Raw genomic sequence first — 13,558 nt, forward strand, 5'->3', positions numbered from 1 at the left:
ACCTTTCGGGGTCATGAAGGTCGAACACCGTTCAGTCTAAGGCAAGCTCCCACCCGATTCAGGCCATCCGCCCAGGATGTCTGCCACTATCGGAGGGGTTTTTCCCGCCTGATCAGCGACGCCCGTCTCAGTGGAAGCTGTCGCCGCACGCGCAGCTGCCCGCGGCGTTCGGGTTGTCGATCGTGAAGCCCTGCTCGGAGATCGTGTCCTTGAAGTCGATCGTCGCGCCATCCAGGTACGGCACCGACATGTCGTCGACGATGACCTCGACGCCGTCGAAGTCCACGGCCTGATCGCCGTCGAGGAAGCGCTCGTCGAAGTACAGCTGGTAGATCAGGCCCGAGCACCCACCGGGCTGCACCGCGACACGGAGGCGCAGGTCGTCGCGCCCCTCCTGCTGGAGCAGGTTCTTCACCTTCTCGGCCGCAGCGTCCGTGAGGAGAACGCCGTGCGCAGCCGTGGTGGCCTCGACGGGGGTGTTGGTGGCGATGTCGGTCATGGCACTCTCCGGAACCTCGTTGCGATCGAAGCCGTTATCAGACGGCGGGTCGTGCTCGATTCTACGCGGCAGCGGGCGCCCCGGGCCGATGACGCCCGCGCGCCGACACGGCGGCGAGCCGTGTCACCCGCGATCGAGCTCCTCGAGCAGCAGAGCTTCGGACACGAGTGCGCGGCGGAACGTGTCCAGGTGGAGCGACTCGTTCGGGCTGTGCGCCCGCGCATGCGGATCCTCCACGCCGGTCACCAGGATCTGCGCCCCCGGGAACTCGCGCACGAGATCCGCGATGAATGGGATAGATCCTCCGACGCCGATGTCGACCGGTTCGACGCCGTATCCCTCGCGCAGCGCGTCGCGCGCCGACGTCACCGCGGCCCCGGTGGTGTCGACCAGGAACGCATCGCCGCAGTCGACATCGCGGAAGGTCAGCTCCGCGCCGAACGGGGCGTGTGCGCGAAGGTGAGCCTCCAGCGCGGCGTAGGCCTCGCGGGCGGGCTGGCCGGGGGCCACCCGCATGCTGATCACGACGGAGACCTCGGGAGAGAGCGTGTTCGAGGCGTTCTTCACGCTTGGCGCATCGATGCCGGTGACGGTGATGGAGGGCTTGTTCCAGATGCGGCTGAGGATCGAGCCGCGTCCGATCGGGCTCACACCCTCGGGAAGTCCGGCCTCATCACGCAGGGTCTCCTCGGAGTAGTCGGGAGTCGATGCCTCGCGCTCGGTGAGCCCGGCGACGCAGACCGCACCATCGTCGTCCCACATCGTGGCGAGCAGCTTCACGGTCGCCATCATCGCATCGGGCACGGCACCGCCGAACATGCCGGAGTGGGAGGCGTGCTCCAGTGTGCGCACGGTCATCGTGAAGCGTGCGTTGCCGCGCAGCGACACCGTGAGGGCCGGAGTTGTCGCATCCCAGTTGCCGGAATCGGCGACGACGATGACGTCCGCGCGCAGCGCGTCGGCGTTGTCGCTGAGGAACTGCGCGAAGGATGCCGAACCGGCTTCCTCTTCACCCTCGATGAAGAGGTTCACACCGAGGTCGACGTCGCCGCCGCACGCGTGGACGAGAGCGCGGAGGGCGCCGATGTGCGCCATGATCCCGGCCTTGTCGTCGGCGGCTCCGCGTCCGTAGAGGCGTCCACCGCGCACCGTCGGCTCGAAGGGCGGCGTCTCCCAGAGCGACTCGTCACCGACGGGCTGAACGTCGTGGTGGGCGTACAGCAGAATCGTCGGACGCCCGTTGCGCGCTGCGCGCGTGGCGAGCACCGCGGGCATCCCCTCCGCTCCCGTCTCGGGCACGATCGCGGTCTTCACCTCGACGCGCTCGAAGATGCCGAGCTGCTCGAGAAGCTCAGCCACCGTATCGGCGCTGCGTGCGACCTCGGCCCGATCGAAGCCGGGGAACGCCACCGACGGAATGCGCACGAGTCGCCCCAGATCGGCGAGGGCGGCGGGGACGGCCGCTTCGGCGGCATCGCGGACGGCGGTACGACGGGACAGCTCCGAGCTCATGCGGGTAATCTTAGAGCGCAGCTGCCGCGCGTTCCCGCGCGTGCGCACCACCCGTGATGACAACGAGGATCCACACCGTGGCCAAGAACCCCGCCGCTCCCGACGCCGACGCCACCGTCCCGACCGGACCCGGCAAGCACCGTCCGACGCCGTCGCGAGCCGAGCAGGAGGCCGCCCGCAAGCGTCCTCTCGTCGCCGACACGAAGGAGGCGCGGGCCCGCGCGAAAGCCGAGCTGGCCTCGCAGCGCGAGCGTGCCCGCATCGGCATGGCGAACGGCGAGGAGAAGTACCTGCCGGTTCGCGACCGTGGCCCGCAGCGCCGGTTCGTCCGCGACGTCGTCGACGGTGGGTGGCACCCGGGCGAGCTGCTCATGCCGCTCATGCTGATCGTGATCCTGCTGAGCCTCATTCCGAACACCGCCATCGTCTACTACGGGTTCGCCGCACTCTGGCTCTACATCCTCGTGGTCGTCGTCGACATGATCATCACGAGCGTGCGGGTGAAGAAGCTCGCGCGCGAGAAGTTCGCGGACCGCACGGAGAAGGGCCTCGGCTGGTACGCCGGCATGCGCACGATCCAGATGCGTTTCATGAGGCTGCCCAAGCCGCAGGTCAAGCGCGGCGGCCGACCCGTCTGAGGTCATCGTTCCGATGGGCGGCGCCGATGCCGCGGACACCGACGGCGCGACGACGAGTCGGAGGCCGACGGAGCAATCCACTCCTCGCGCCGCGCACCAGTGGCGGATCTGGTTCGTCGTCGTGCCCGCACTCATCGGCGTCGCGCTCTGCGCCGCGGGCGCACTGCTCGTCACTCCGACGAGCGACGGCGGATTCCCGGCCTACCTCTGCGTCATCATCGGCGGCTGGGCAGTCGGTTTCGCCCTCGTCAATGCGCTGAGCGCCTGGCCAGAACGGTGGCAGTGGGGAGGGCACGTCGCACTCGCCCTCGGGGCCATCGCGCTGCTGGCATCGACCACTCCCCTCATCCGGACCCTCGGATCGCTGCCGGAACCGTGGCCTCGCTCACTCTCCGTCGTCGCGCTCGGCATCCCACCGGCCGGTGGATGGGTGCTGATCACCCTCCTCGGTCGAATCTCCGGACGGTTCGACCGCGCCGCTGAGCGACGCGCGGCGGCCCTGGCGGAGCCCACGTGGAGCGGGGCGGATCGTCGTCCCGAAGTCACGGTGAACGCCGCGCGCTTCACGACAGCGGCGGTGACGGCTCTCGCCGTCGGAGCGGTGGTCGTCGTCGGCGCGCTCAGTGCGGTGGTCGTGATCGTCACCGAACGCTGGCTCCTCCGCCTGCCCCCGCTCATGATCGTCGTCGCTTTGGGCCTCTTCGTCGGGATGCCGGTGTACGCGGCGATCTGGGGAGTCGTCAACAGTCGGCGCCTCCCCGTGACGCTTCGGTGGCACACCGGAGCGCTCGTCGTGGATGCCGAAGACCGCTGGACCGTTCCGTACCCGATGATCCAGAGCGTGATCTGGCGCTCGCAAGGCGATACTGCGCGCTTCGAGGTGCACACCGCGACCCGCAGCGAGACATTCCTCGTGGGCATGGTGCGCCAGCAGAACGGTAAAGCTTCGCAGCTGCCGCCGCTCATGCACCGGATGCGCCGGGTACTCGAGGAGTCTGGACTGCGCCCCCACGAGCGGCGCGGCACTCTGCGCTACACGCGGAGCGCGCCGACGAACACGGTCAGCGGGTCCGGCGCGCCGCCATCAGCCCTCGGTTGATCTGACGCGCCCAGAGAGGCCCGCGGTAGATGAAGCCGGTGTATCCCTGCACGAGAGTGGCCCCGGCATCCAGCCGCTGCTGCACGTCGTCGGCGTCTTCCACGCCTCCGGCGGAGATGACGCAGAACCCCTCAGGCACGACCGCGCGCACGATCTTCAACACCTCCAGCGCCCGACCGCGCAGCGGGGCACCGGAGAGGCCGCCCGCACCCATCGCCGCAACAGCGGAGGCGTCCGCCGTGAGGCCTTCGCGTGAGATCGTCGTATTGGTCGCGACGAGCCCGGCCAGGCCGAGGTCGACCGCCAGGCGCGCCACCGCCTCGACCTCGTCGTCCGGGAGGTCAGGGGCGATCTTCACGAGCAGGGGGGTGGCGCCTGCGGCATCCCGAACCGCCTCCAGGAGGGGGCGCAACGTCTCTACGGCCTGCAGTCCGCGCAGCCCGGGAGTGTTGGGCGAGGAGACATTGACGACGAGGTAGTCCGCCACCGGAGCGACCAGCTTCGTGCTGGTGACGTAGTCGGCCGTGGCGTGCTCGACATCGACGATGCGACTCTTGCCGATGTTCGCACCGAGCACGGCGCGGCGGCCTCGACGGCGCGATCGGCCGAGCCTGCGGGCAGCCGCCGAGGCGCCCGCGTTGTTGAAGCCCATGCGGTTGATCAGGCCTCTGTCGGCGATGAGGCGGAAGAGGCGTGGACGCGGGTTTCCCTCCTGCGGCACCGCCGTCACGGTGCCCACTTCGACATGACCGAAGCCGAGCGCGAACAGGCCCTCGCTCATCACGGCGTTCTTGTCGAAGCCGGCGGCGACACCGAACGGCGAGTCGAAGTCGATCCCGAGGGCGCGCGTGCGCAGGGACGGGTCCGGCGCCGTCAGCGCCCGCACGATCGGACGCAGCGGCCAGATGCCGAATGCACGGATGACGGGGATGACGAGGTGGTGGGCCCGCTCGGGGTCCATGTGCGCGAAGACGGTGCGGAAGATGAAGGCGTACATCGGATCTCAGCCTAGGGCGCGCCCAGGGTCGTCCCGCGCGCGACGGCCGTGACTACTCCGTCGCCTCCGCCGCGTGGTCGGCACGCAGCTGCGCGATCGACGCCTCGAAGTCCTCCAGCGAGTCGAAAGCCTGGTACACGCTGGCGAAGCGCAGATAGGCCACCTCGTCGAGGTCGCGCAGCGGGCCGAGGATGGTCAGACCGATCTCGTTCGTGTCGATCTGCGACGCGCCGGTCTGGCGCACCGCCTCCTCCACCGCTTGAGCGAGCATCGCCAGATCGCCTTCGGTCACCGGGCGCCCCTGGCAGGCTTTGCGAACGCCGGACATCACCTTCTCGCGACTGAACGGCTCGATGACGCCGGAGCGCTTGATGACGTTGAGACTGGCGGTCTCAACGGTCGTGAACCGGCCTCCGCACTGCGGGCATTGGCGGCGACGGCGGATGCTGAGACCGTCATCGCTGGTACGGGAATCGATCACGCGCGAATCGGCGTGACGGCAGAACGGGCAATGCACGCGTCACTCCCCCGCCGAAAGGTCCGCGAACCGCGCCGTGACCGCTTCGCCGTGCGCCGGCAGCGCCTCGGCGACCGCCAGCGCGACGATGTCGTCGTGGGCCGCCCGCAGCGCTTCGCGGTCGTACACGATGACCTGCTGCGGACGCAGAAACGTCGCCGCCGACAGGCCCGCCGCGTACCGCGGCTGCCCGCCCGTCGGGAGCACGTGGTTGCTCCCGGCCAGGTAGTCCCCGAGACTCACGGGCGAGTACGCACCGACGAACACCGCACCGGCATTGACGAAGTCCTCCGGACGAGGGTCGCGCAGGTGCAGTTCGAGATGCTCCGGTGCGTACGCGTTGCTGAAGGCCGTGGCTGCCGCGAGATCATCGACCAGGACGACCGCCGACTGCGGACCGTTGAGCGCTTCGGTCGCGCGGGCCGCGTTGCGGGTGCGTGAGACCCGCTCCACGACCTCAGCACGCACACGATCCGCCAACTCCTGCGACCAGGTGACGAGCACCGCCGATGCCTGCTCGTCGTGCTCGGCCTGACTGATGAGATCGACGGCGACCAGTGCAGCATCGGCGTGCTCATCGGCGACGATCAGGATCTCCGTCGCGCCGGCTTCGGAATCCGTTCCGACGAGCCCGCCGACAGCGCGCTTGGCCGCTGCGACGAAGTTGTTGCCAGGGCCGGTGACGACGTCGACGGGCTCCAGGCCGATGCTGTCCACGCCGTACGCGTAGGCGCCGACCGCGCCGGCCCCGCCCATCGCGTAGACCTCCGTCACACCGAGAAGTCGCGCGGCGGCGAGGATGTCGGGATGCACCCTGCCGCCGGCATCGGCTTGGGGCGGCGACGCGAGCGCGACCTCGCCGACGCCGGCGACCTGAGCGGGAACGACGTTCATGACGACGCTCGACGGATACACCGCCTTGCCGCCGGGCACGTAGACACCCGCGCGGCGAACGGGCTGCCAGCGCTGTTCGACGCGGCCGCCGGGGACGATCTCGGTCATCGCCGCAGCGGGAACCTGGGCGGCAGAGGCCAGCCGCACGCGGCGGATCATCTCCTCGATCGCTCGCCGTACCCCCGAGTCGAGACGCTCGAGCGCGTCGTCGAGGTGCGCGGCGGGAACGCGAATGGCGTGATCCTCGACGCGATCGAAGCGCGCCGCCTGCTCCCGCAACGCCGCTTCTCCGCGCAGGCGCACGTCGTCGACGATCTCAAAGGCCGCCTGAAGGGCTTCGGCGCGGGCGGCTTGAGCACGGGGCACAGCAGCAATCCACTGCGCGGTCGTCAACTCGCGACCGCGCACATCAATGGTGCGGAGCATCGTTCCAGGCTACCCGCGTGTGACGCCGGAGACGTCCGTGAGGTAGCCGATGCGGCCGTCTTCGTGACGGACGACGAAGCGATCACCGCGATCCTCGATGACCAATGCCCATGCCGTCGGTCCGATGCGGAACAGCGGTGTGCCGTGTTCATCGACGACGTCGCGCTCGACCGGAACGAGGGCCCAGAAGGCCTGCGACGGGCTGGGGGCGAGCACCGTCTCGTCCAAGACGGTGGTCTCCGACGTCGGCTCCGCGACGGGTGTGGCGCCATCGCTCTGGGCCCCGTCAGCGTGGGCGTCGGTCAGCGGCGTCGCGACGGGGCCCGCGTACGGCGCCCGCTGCGTCGCAGGACGGGCTACGACAGGGCGAGCGGGGCTCGCATACCGGTGGGCGGGCACCTCCGAGCGATGCTGGAAGTCCTCGCCGATGGTCGGCAGAAGCGGCGCGAAGACGGTGAGCACGACGCCGGCCAGCATGAGGATGAACTCCGCCCAGACGACCCAGGTCGCGAGGAAGACGCTTCCTCCGCCCACCGAGACGAACGAGCTCCAGAGGATGCCGAGCCAGATGATCGACGAGACCGAGAAAGCGACCGAGGCGAACTGATCGATTCCGAGCGAGCCGACGCGGCGGATGCCCTGTGGCGAGAGTCGACGCAGGCCGATCAGGAACACGGCGACTGTCGGCACGCCGATCGTGAGCAGCCAGTCGATACCCGTCCAGACCGACGTCCCCCAACCGCGGTTGCCGTAGCTGTAGATCGGGAAGAACGAGACGACGAATGCGACGAGCCAGACCGCGCCGAGCGAGACCTCGCGAATCGAGAACGGGCCCACCCCGTACTGCGCGGGAGCGGACTCATCGACGCCGTCCGGTCCGTCGGTCATCGCCTCGAACGCCTCGGCGAAGGTGACGGTCGAGACGTCCGGCGCGGAGGTCGCGGCGGGCTCATCGACCTCGGTAGTGCCGGCGGCGGCATCCGAAACCGGAGTCTCGTCGGCGGCATGCTCTTGACCGCTCGATGACTCTGCGGCAACGGCGACGTCGTGCTCCTCGCCGGTGCTCTCATCGGCGCTGTCGGGGGTGGGCTTCTCGTCGGTCACGTCACGCATCCTTCCGGAACAGAACTCGACTGGGATCCTACCTGGCCGATCACAGGCTCAGCCCAGACACTGCGGACCGAGCAGGCCTTTCAACTCGCCGTAGAGGTCGACGGTGACACGCACCTGGGCCGGCACTTCGAACACCTTCGCGACACCGCTCTTATGCAGCTTGAGGGTGACCTCTGTGTCGCCGGGGTGACGGGAGAACACCTGAGCCAACTGCGTGACCGTCGACTCCGTGGCGCGATGCTCGGGCATGAGGAGCACCAAGGAGCCGGTGGCATCGACCGAACCGAGGTCGGGCGAGAACGCCGACTGCCCGTGCAGGTTCAGCCCGTCATCGCGCCGGGAGACACGACCGCGCACCACCAGGATGCTGTCGGCGACCAGCATCGACTGGAACTCCGTGTAGGTCTTGCCCATGAACATCACGGTCACTTCTCCGTCGAAGTCTTCGACCGTGATCATGCCGTAGGGGTTGCCGCTCTGTTTTGCCACGCGGTGCTGCACGCTCGTGACGAGGCCGGCCACCGTGACGATGTCGCCGTCGTTGACGTCATCCGAGGCCAGGAGGTCGTGGATGGACGTGGACGCGTGTTTGGCCAAGGGGATCTCGAGCCCGGCCAGCGGGTGATCGGACACGTACAACCCGAGCATCTCCCGCTCGAAGGCGAGCTTGTCCTTCTTGGTCCACTCCGGCCGGGGCGGCACCTTCGGAGGCACCGCTTCCTCGGCGGCGTCGTAGAGGGAGTCGAAATCGAAGCCGATCGCGCCTTGAGCCTCGTTGCGCTTGCGGTCCACCGCCGCCTCGACCGCGTCTTCGTGCACCTCCAGCAGGGCCCGCCGAGTGTCGCCCATAGAGTCGAACGCGCCGGCCTTGATGAGCGACTCGACGGTGCGCTTGTTGGCGACGTGCATCGGCACTGTGTCGAGGAAGTGGTGGAAGCTGGAGAATCCCTCGTCGCCGCGGGCCTCGACGATGCCGTCGACGACGTTCGCCCCGACGTTGCGGACGGCGCCCAGCCCGAAGCGGATATCTTCGCCCACGGCCGCGAAGTAGCGGATCGACTCGCTGACATCGGGCGGGAGCACCCGGATACCCATTCGCCGACACTCGTTGAGGTACACGGCCATCTTGTCCTTGGAGTCACCGACGCTCGTGAGCAGCGCCGCCATGTACTCGGCGGGATAGTGGGCCTTCAGGTACGCCGTCCAGTAGGAAACCAGACCGTAGGCGGCGGAGTGGGCCTTGTTGAAGGCGTAGTCGGAGAAAGGCAGCAGGATGTCCCAGAGCGCCTGAACGGCACCTTCGCCATAACCGCGTTCCTTCATGCCTCCGGAGAAGCCCTCGTACTGCTTGTCGAGCTCGGACTTCTTCTTCTTCCCCATCGCGCGACGCAGGATGTCGGCCTGTCCGAGGGAGAACCCGGCGACCTTCTGCGCGATCGCCATGACCTGCTCCTGATAGATGATCAGGCCGTAGGTGGTGTCGAGGATGTCGCGCAGCGGCTCTTCGAGCTCGGGATGGATGGGAGTGATCGGCTGCTGACCGTTCTTGCGCAGCGCGTAGTTGGTGTGCGAGTTCGCGCCCATCGGGCCGGGACGGTAGAGGGCGATGACGGCGGAGATGTCCTCGAAGTTGTCCGGTTTCATCAACCGCAGCAGGGCACGCATGGGGCCACCGTCGAGCTGGAAGACACCGAGGGTGTCTCCTCGCGTGAGCAGGTCGTACGCCGCGCGATCGTCGAGCGTCAGGTGCTCCAGGTCGAGTTCCTCCCCACGGTTCATCCGGATGTTGTCGAGCGCGTCCGAGATGATCGTGAGGTTGCGAAGCCCGAGGAAGTCCATCTTGATGAGGCCGAGCGCCTCGCACGACGGATAGTCGAACTGGGTGACGATCTGGCCGTCCTGCTCGCGGCGCATGATCGGGATGATGTCCAACAGCGGCTCGCTGGACATGATCACGCCGGCAGCATGCACGCCCCACTGCCTCTTCAGGCCTTCCAGGCCCAGCGCGCGGTCGAAAACGGTCTTGGCGTCGGGGTCGGTCTCGATGAGCGAGCGGAACTCGCTCGCTTCCTTGAAGCGCGGATGAGCGGTGTCGAACATGCCCGACAGCGGCATGTCCTTGCCCATCACAGCGGGCGGCATCGCCTTGGTCAGACGCTCCCCCATGCTGAACGGGAAGCCGAGCACGCGACCGGCATCCTTGAGCGCCTGCTTCGACTTGATCGTGCCGTAGGTCACGATCTGCGCGACCCGCTCGGACCCGTACTTTTCGGTGACGTAGTCGATCACCTCGCCGCGGCGACGGTCATCGAAGTCGACGTCGAAGTCGGGCATGGACACGCGGTCGGGATTGAGGAAGCGCTCGAAGATGAGACCGTGCTCGAGCGGGTCGAGGTCGGTGATGCGCATGGCGTACGCCACCATCGAGCCGGCTCCCGATCCGCGCCCCGGACCGACACGGATGCCGTTGTCCTTCGCCCAGTTGATGAAGTCGGCGACGACGAGGAAGTACCCCGGAAAGCCCATCTGAAGGATGATGCCGGTCTCGTACTCGGCCTGCGTGCGGACCTTGTCGGGGATGCCCCCCGGGTAGCGGTAGTGCAGGCCCGCCTCGACCTCTTTGATCAGCCAGCTGTCCTCGGTCTCGCCCTGGGGCACCGGGAAACGCGGCATGTAGTTCGCCGAGGTGTTGAACTCCACCTCGCACCGCTCCGCGATGAGCAATGTGTTGTCGCAGGCCTCGGGGTGGTCGCGGAAGAGCTGGCGCATCTCCGCAGCGGTCTTGATGTAGTAGCCGTCGCCATCGAACTTGAACCGGTTGGGATCGTCGAGCGTGGACCCGGACTGCACACACAGGAGCGCCTCGTGGGCGTCGGCCTCGTGCTGGTGGGTGTAATGCGAGTCGTTGGTGGCAACGAGCGGGATGCCGAGATCCTTCGCGAGGCGGATCAGATCGGTCATCACTCGTCGCTCGATCGACAGACCGTGGTCCATGATCTCGGCGAAGTAGTTCTCCTTGCCGAAGATATCCTGGAACTCTGCAGCGGCCGCACGGGCGGCGTCGTACTGCCCCAGCCGCAGACGCGTCTGCACCTCTCCCGACGGGCAGCCGGTCGTCGCGATGAGACCCCTCCCGTAGGTTTGCAGAAGCTCCCGGTCCATTCGTGGCTTGAAGTAGTACCCCTCCATGCTCGACAGCGAGCTCAGCCGGAAGAGGTTGTGCATCCCCTCCGTGCTCTGGCTCCACATCGTCATGTGGGTGTACGCGCCCGATCCCGAGACGTCATCACTCTTCTGATCGGGCGAGCCCCAGGCGACCCGCGACTTGTCGCTGCGGTGCGTGCCCGGCGTCACGTAGGCCTCCAGGCCGATGATGGGCTTGACGCCCGCGGCCTTCGCCGCGTTGTAGAACTCGAACGCCGCGAAGGTGTTGCCGTGGTCGGTGACGGCGATCGCCGGCATCCCGTACTCGGCCGCGGCCTGGGTCATCGCCCCGATCTTGGCTGCTCCGTCGAGCATCGAGTACTCGCTGTGCACGTGCAGATGAACGAAGGAGTCGGTTGCCACGTATCGAGTCTACGAAGGCCTCCGACATCGTCGGGCAGACGCCCCGTCGGCGGCGTCGAGCCCGCCTCACCCTCAGCCTGAGGGTGAGGCGCTTAGGCTGAGGCCATGGCCACTCCAGAGTTCGTCCTGTCGCTGCGCGAGAAGATCGGCACTGCGCCTCTGCCGCTGGTCGGTGTGACCGCCGTCGTGTTCAAGGACGAGAAGGTGCTCCTCGGCAGGCGTGCCGACAACGGGGCCTGGCAGTGCGTGTCCGGCATCGTCGATCCGGGTGAAGAGCCCGCCGACGCGGCCGTGCGCGAGTGCCGGGAGGAAGCGGGCATCGACGTGCGCGCCGTGCGGCTCGCTCTCATCCAGCAGCTGCCTCGGACGACGTACGCCAACGGCGACCAGGTCGACTACCTCGACCTGGTCTTTCGCTGCGACTGGGTGACGGGCGACCCGTTCCCCGCCGACGGCGAACTGACCGAGGTGGGCTGGTACGGACTCGGGGAGCTGACCGAGCTCGCTCAGTCCGACGTGCGCAAGATCGCGTTGGCCATCGCCGAGGACGATCCGGCCTCCTTCTCCGGCGGCCGCTGACGCGTCATCGTCCGCGGGTGGCGAGGATGTCCGCGCGCACCTGACGGCGGATGACTTTGCCGACCAGCGAGCGCGGCATCGCCGGCACGCGCACGACCGATCGTGGAACCTTGTACGCCGCCAGATGGATCCGTGCGAACGAGCGCAGCTCCTCGGCATCGAACACCGCTCCGTCGCGCATCACCACGGCCGCCGTCACCGTCTCCGATCCGTCCGAACGCGGGATGCCGACGACAGCCGCATCCGCGACGTCGGGATGCAGCAGCAGCGCGTTCTCGACCTCACTCGGGCTGATGTTGAACCCGCCGCTGATGATCAGCTCCTTGAGGCGGTCCACGACGGTCACGAAGCCTTCGGCATCCACCGTCACGATGTCGCCGGTGCGCAGCCATCCGCCCGCCAGCAGCGTGCTGGCGGTCTCTTCCGGTCGGTTCCAGTAACCCTGGAAGACCTGCGGTCCGCGCACGAGAAGCTCGCCCTCGGCGCCGTCGACGACGTCACGGGTCGGATCCGCGGGGTCCACCACGCGGATCTCGGTGCTGGGGAACGGCACACCGACCGTACCCGGCCTGCGCAGCGGCCCCATCGGATTGCCGACGCTGATCGGCGACGACTCGGTCATGCCGTAGCCCTCGACGATGATGCCGTGGGTCGCCTCCTCCCACCGCAGCACGGTCGACGGCGGCAGCGCCATGGCACCGGAGATCGCGTTGCGCAGGCTCGAGAGGTCGATGCCCGCGCGCACGGCGGCCCGTGCCAGGGCGTCGTAGATGGGCGGAACGGCGGCGAGGAAGGTCGGCGGCGTACGGCGTATCGCGTCGAGGGTGAGGGTGACGTCGAACGTCGGAAACAGCACGATGCGGGCTCCGAGCGACAGTGCCGTGGTCAGGCAGAGCGTCAGTCCGTAGGCGTGGAAGAGCGGGAGGACGGCGTAGAAGACCTCGCGTCCGGGTACCAGATCGGGCACCCAGGCGGCCGACTGCGCCGCGTTCGAGCGGAGGTTGCGGTGCGTGAGCATGGCCGCTTTGGGCGTACCCGTGGTGCCGCTCGTCAGCTGCAGCGCGGCGAGATCGTCGAGGTGGGGACGGGGCGTGCGTCTGCGCACCGGGCGATGCGACGCCACCCGTGACCACGAGAGAACGTCCTTCGCCTCGGGTGTCACCGTCAGCGCCGCCCGCGACGCACGCGCCTTCGCGAGCGGAAGGCGCAGCGCGGCCCGCATGCGGGCCGGCATCGCGTCGGTCATTCGCACCGCGATGACGTGGCGGGGACGGATGTCGGAGGGAAACTCCGCGATGGTGTCGGCGACGGCATCCCACACGATCGCCACTCGAGCGTGATGCACCTCGAACTGATGTCGAAGCTCCGGTGCCGTGTATCTCGGATTGTGCTCGACGACGATCGCACCGAGCCGCAGCACGGCATAGAAGGCGACGACATGCTGCGGGCAGTTCGGGAGGATCAGCGCGACGCGGTCGCCGGGCGCGACGCCCAGGCGTCTCAAGCCCTCGGCTGCCCTGGCGACCCGGTCCCCGAGCTCGCGATACGTGGTGACGGCGCCGAAGAATTCGAGAGCGGGTCGACGAGGATAGCGCCGTACGGACTCGTCGAGCATGTCGACCAGGGTCTGTGTTACCGGTTCGATCTCGGCGGGCACCCCGGGCGCGTAGGACGTGAGCCACGGGCGGTCGATGAGCGGCATGCTTCCAGGCTAGGC

General features: G+C 68.2%; 11 protein-coding genes. 3 read left to right on the forward strand and 8 right to left on the reverse strand.

All coding sequences use genetic code 11. From position 1 onward, the window contains the following. Positions 1 to 127: 127 nt before the first annotated feature. Positions 128 to 499 (reverse strand): iron-sulfur cluster insertion protein ErpA, encoded by a 372-nt coding sequence (erpA, locus tag ACT53O_RS08395; RefSeq protein ID WP_036287992.1) that lies wholly within the window; start codon positions 497 to 499, stop codon positions 128 to 130. Positions 500 to 622: 123 nt separating this feature from the next. Beyond that, entirely contained in the window at positions 623 to 2,011 is a 1,389-nt protein-coding gene (locus ACT53O_RS08400) for a M20/M25/M40 family metallo-hydrolase (protein WP_476151803.1), read from the reverse strand. Between the two features lie 77 nt (positions 2,012 to 2,088). On the opposite strand from ACT53O_RS08400, the gene ACT53O_RS08405 reads away from it, so the two are divergent. Both ACT53O_RS08405 and ACT53O_RS08410 read left to right on the forward strand, forming a co-directional pair. Beyond that, a complete protein-coding gene (locus ACT53O_RS08405; protein ID WP_036287998.1) occupies positions 2,089 to 2,649 on the forward strand; it encodes a DUF3043 domain-containing protein in 561 nt (186 codons plus the stop codon). 13 nt (positions 2,650 to 2,662) lie between these two features. After that, entirely contained in the window at positions 2,663 to 3,748 is a 1,086-nt protein-coding gene (locus ACT53O_RS08410; protein ID WP_476151805.1) for a hypothetical protein, read from the forward strand. Here the strand turns inward: ACT53O_RS08410 and ACT53O_RS08415 are convergent. From ACT53O_RS08415 to dnaE, 5 genes are read right to left on the reverse strand one after another with little or no spacing between them, the layout of a single operon-like run. After that, positions 3,711 to 4,745, reverse strand: coding sequence for a quinone-dependent dihydroorotate dehydrogenase (locus tag ACT53O_RS08415; protein ID WP_476151807.1), 1,035 nt, complete (start codon positions 4,743 to 4,745; stop codon positions 3,711 to 3,713). The genes ACT53O_RS08410 and ACT53O_RS08415 overlap by 38 nt on opposite strands. A gap of 52 nt (positions 4,746 to 4,797) precedes the next feature. After that, on the reverse strand, positions 4,798 to 5,262 hold the full coding sequence (nrdR, locus tag ACT53O_RS08420) for a transcriptional regulator NrdR (RefSeq protein WP_036288013.1): 465 nt from the start codon (positions 5,260 to 5,262) through the stop codon (positions 4,798 to 4,800). Between the two features lie 3 nt (positions 5,263 to 5,265). Beyond that, positions 5,266 to 6,582: a histidinol dehydrogenase gene (gene hisD / locus ACT53O_RS08425; RefSeq protein WP_476151809.1), complete on the reverse strand. Its 1,317-nt coding sequence runs from the start codon at positions 6,580 to 6,582 to the stop codon at positions 5,266 to 5,268. Between the two features lie 9 nt (positions 6,583 to 6,591). After that, positions 6,592 to 7,686 (reverse strand): hypothetical protein, encoded by a 1,095-nt coding sequence (locus tag ACT53O_RS08430; RefSeq protein ID WP_378794809.1) that lies wholly within the window; start codon positions 7,684 to 7,686, stop codon positions 6,592 to 6,594. Positions 7,687 to 7,743: 57 nt separating this feature from the next. After that, positions 7,744 to 11,214 carry a DNA polymerase III subunit alpha gene (gene dnaE / locus ACT53O_RS08435; protein WP_244295684.1) on the reverse strand — a complete coding sequence of 1,157 codons (3,471 nt, stop codon included), beginning with the start codon at positions 11,212 to 11,214 and terminating at the stop codon, positions 7,744 to 7,746. Positions 11,215 to 11,367: 153 nt separating this feature from the next. On the opposite strand from dnaE, the gene ACT53O_RS08440 reads away from it, so the two are divergent. Next, positions 11,368 to 11,841 carry an NUDIX hydrolase gene (locus ACT53O_RS08440; RefSeq protein ID WP_378794807.1) on the forward strand — a complete coding sequence of 158 codons (474 nt, stop codon included), beginning with the start codon at positions 11,368 to 11,370 and terminating at the stop codon, positions 11,839 to 11,841. Positions 11,842 to 11,845: 4 nt separating this feature from the next. Here the strand turns inward: ACT53O_RS08440 and ACT53O_RS08445 are convergent, their stop codons facing one another. Continuing rightward, positions 11,846 to 13,543, reverse strand: a complete 1,698-nt coding sequence (locus ACT53O_RS08445) for a long-chain-fatty-acid--CoA ligase (RefSeq protein ID WP_476151812.1) — start codon at positions 13,541 to 13,543, stop codon at positions 11,846 to 11,848. Positions 13,544 to 13,558 lie beyond the last annotated feature (15 nt).

The organism is Microbacterium sp. DMC48, from assembly GCF_056313825.1.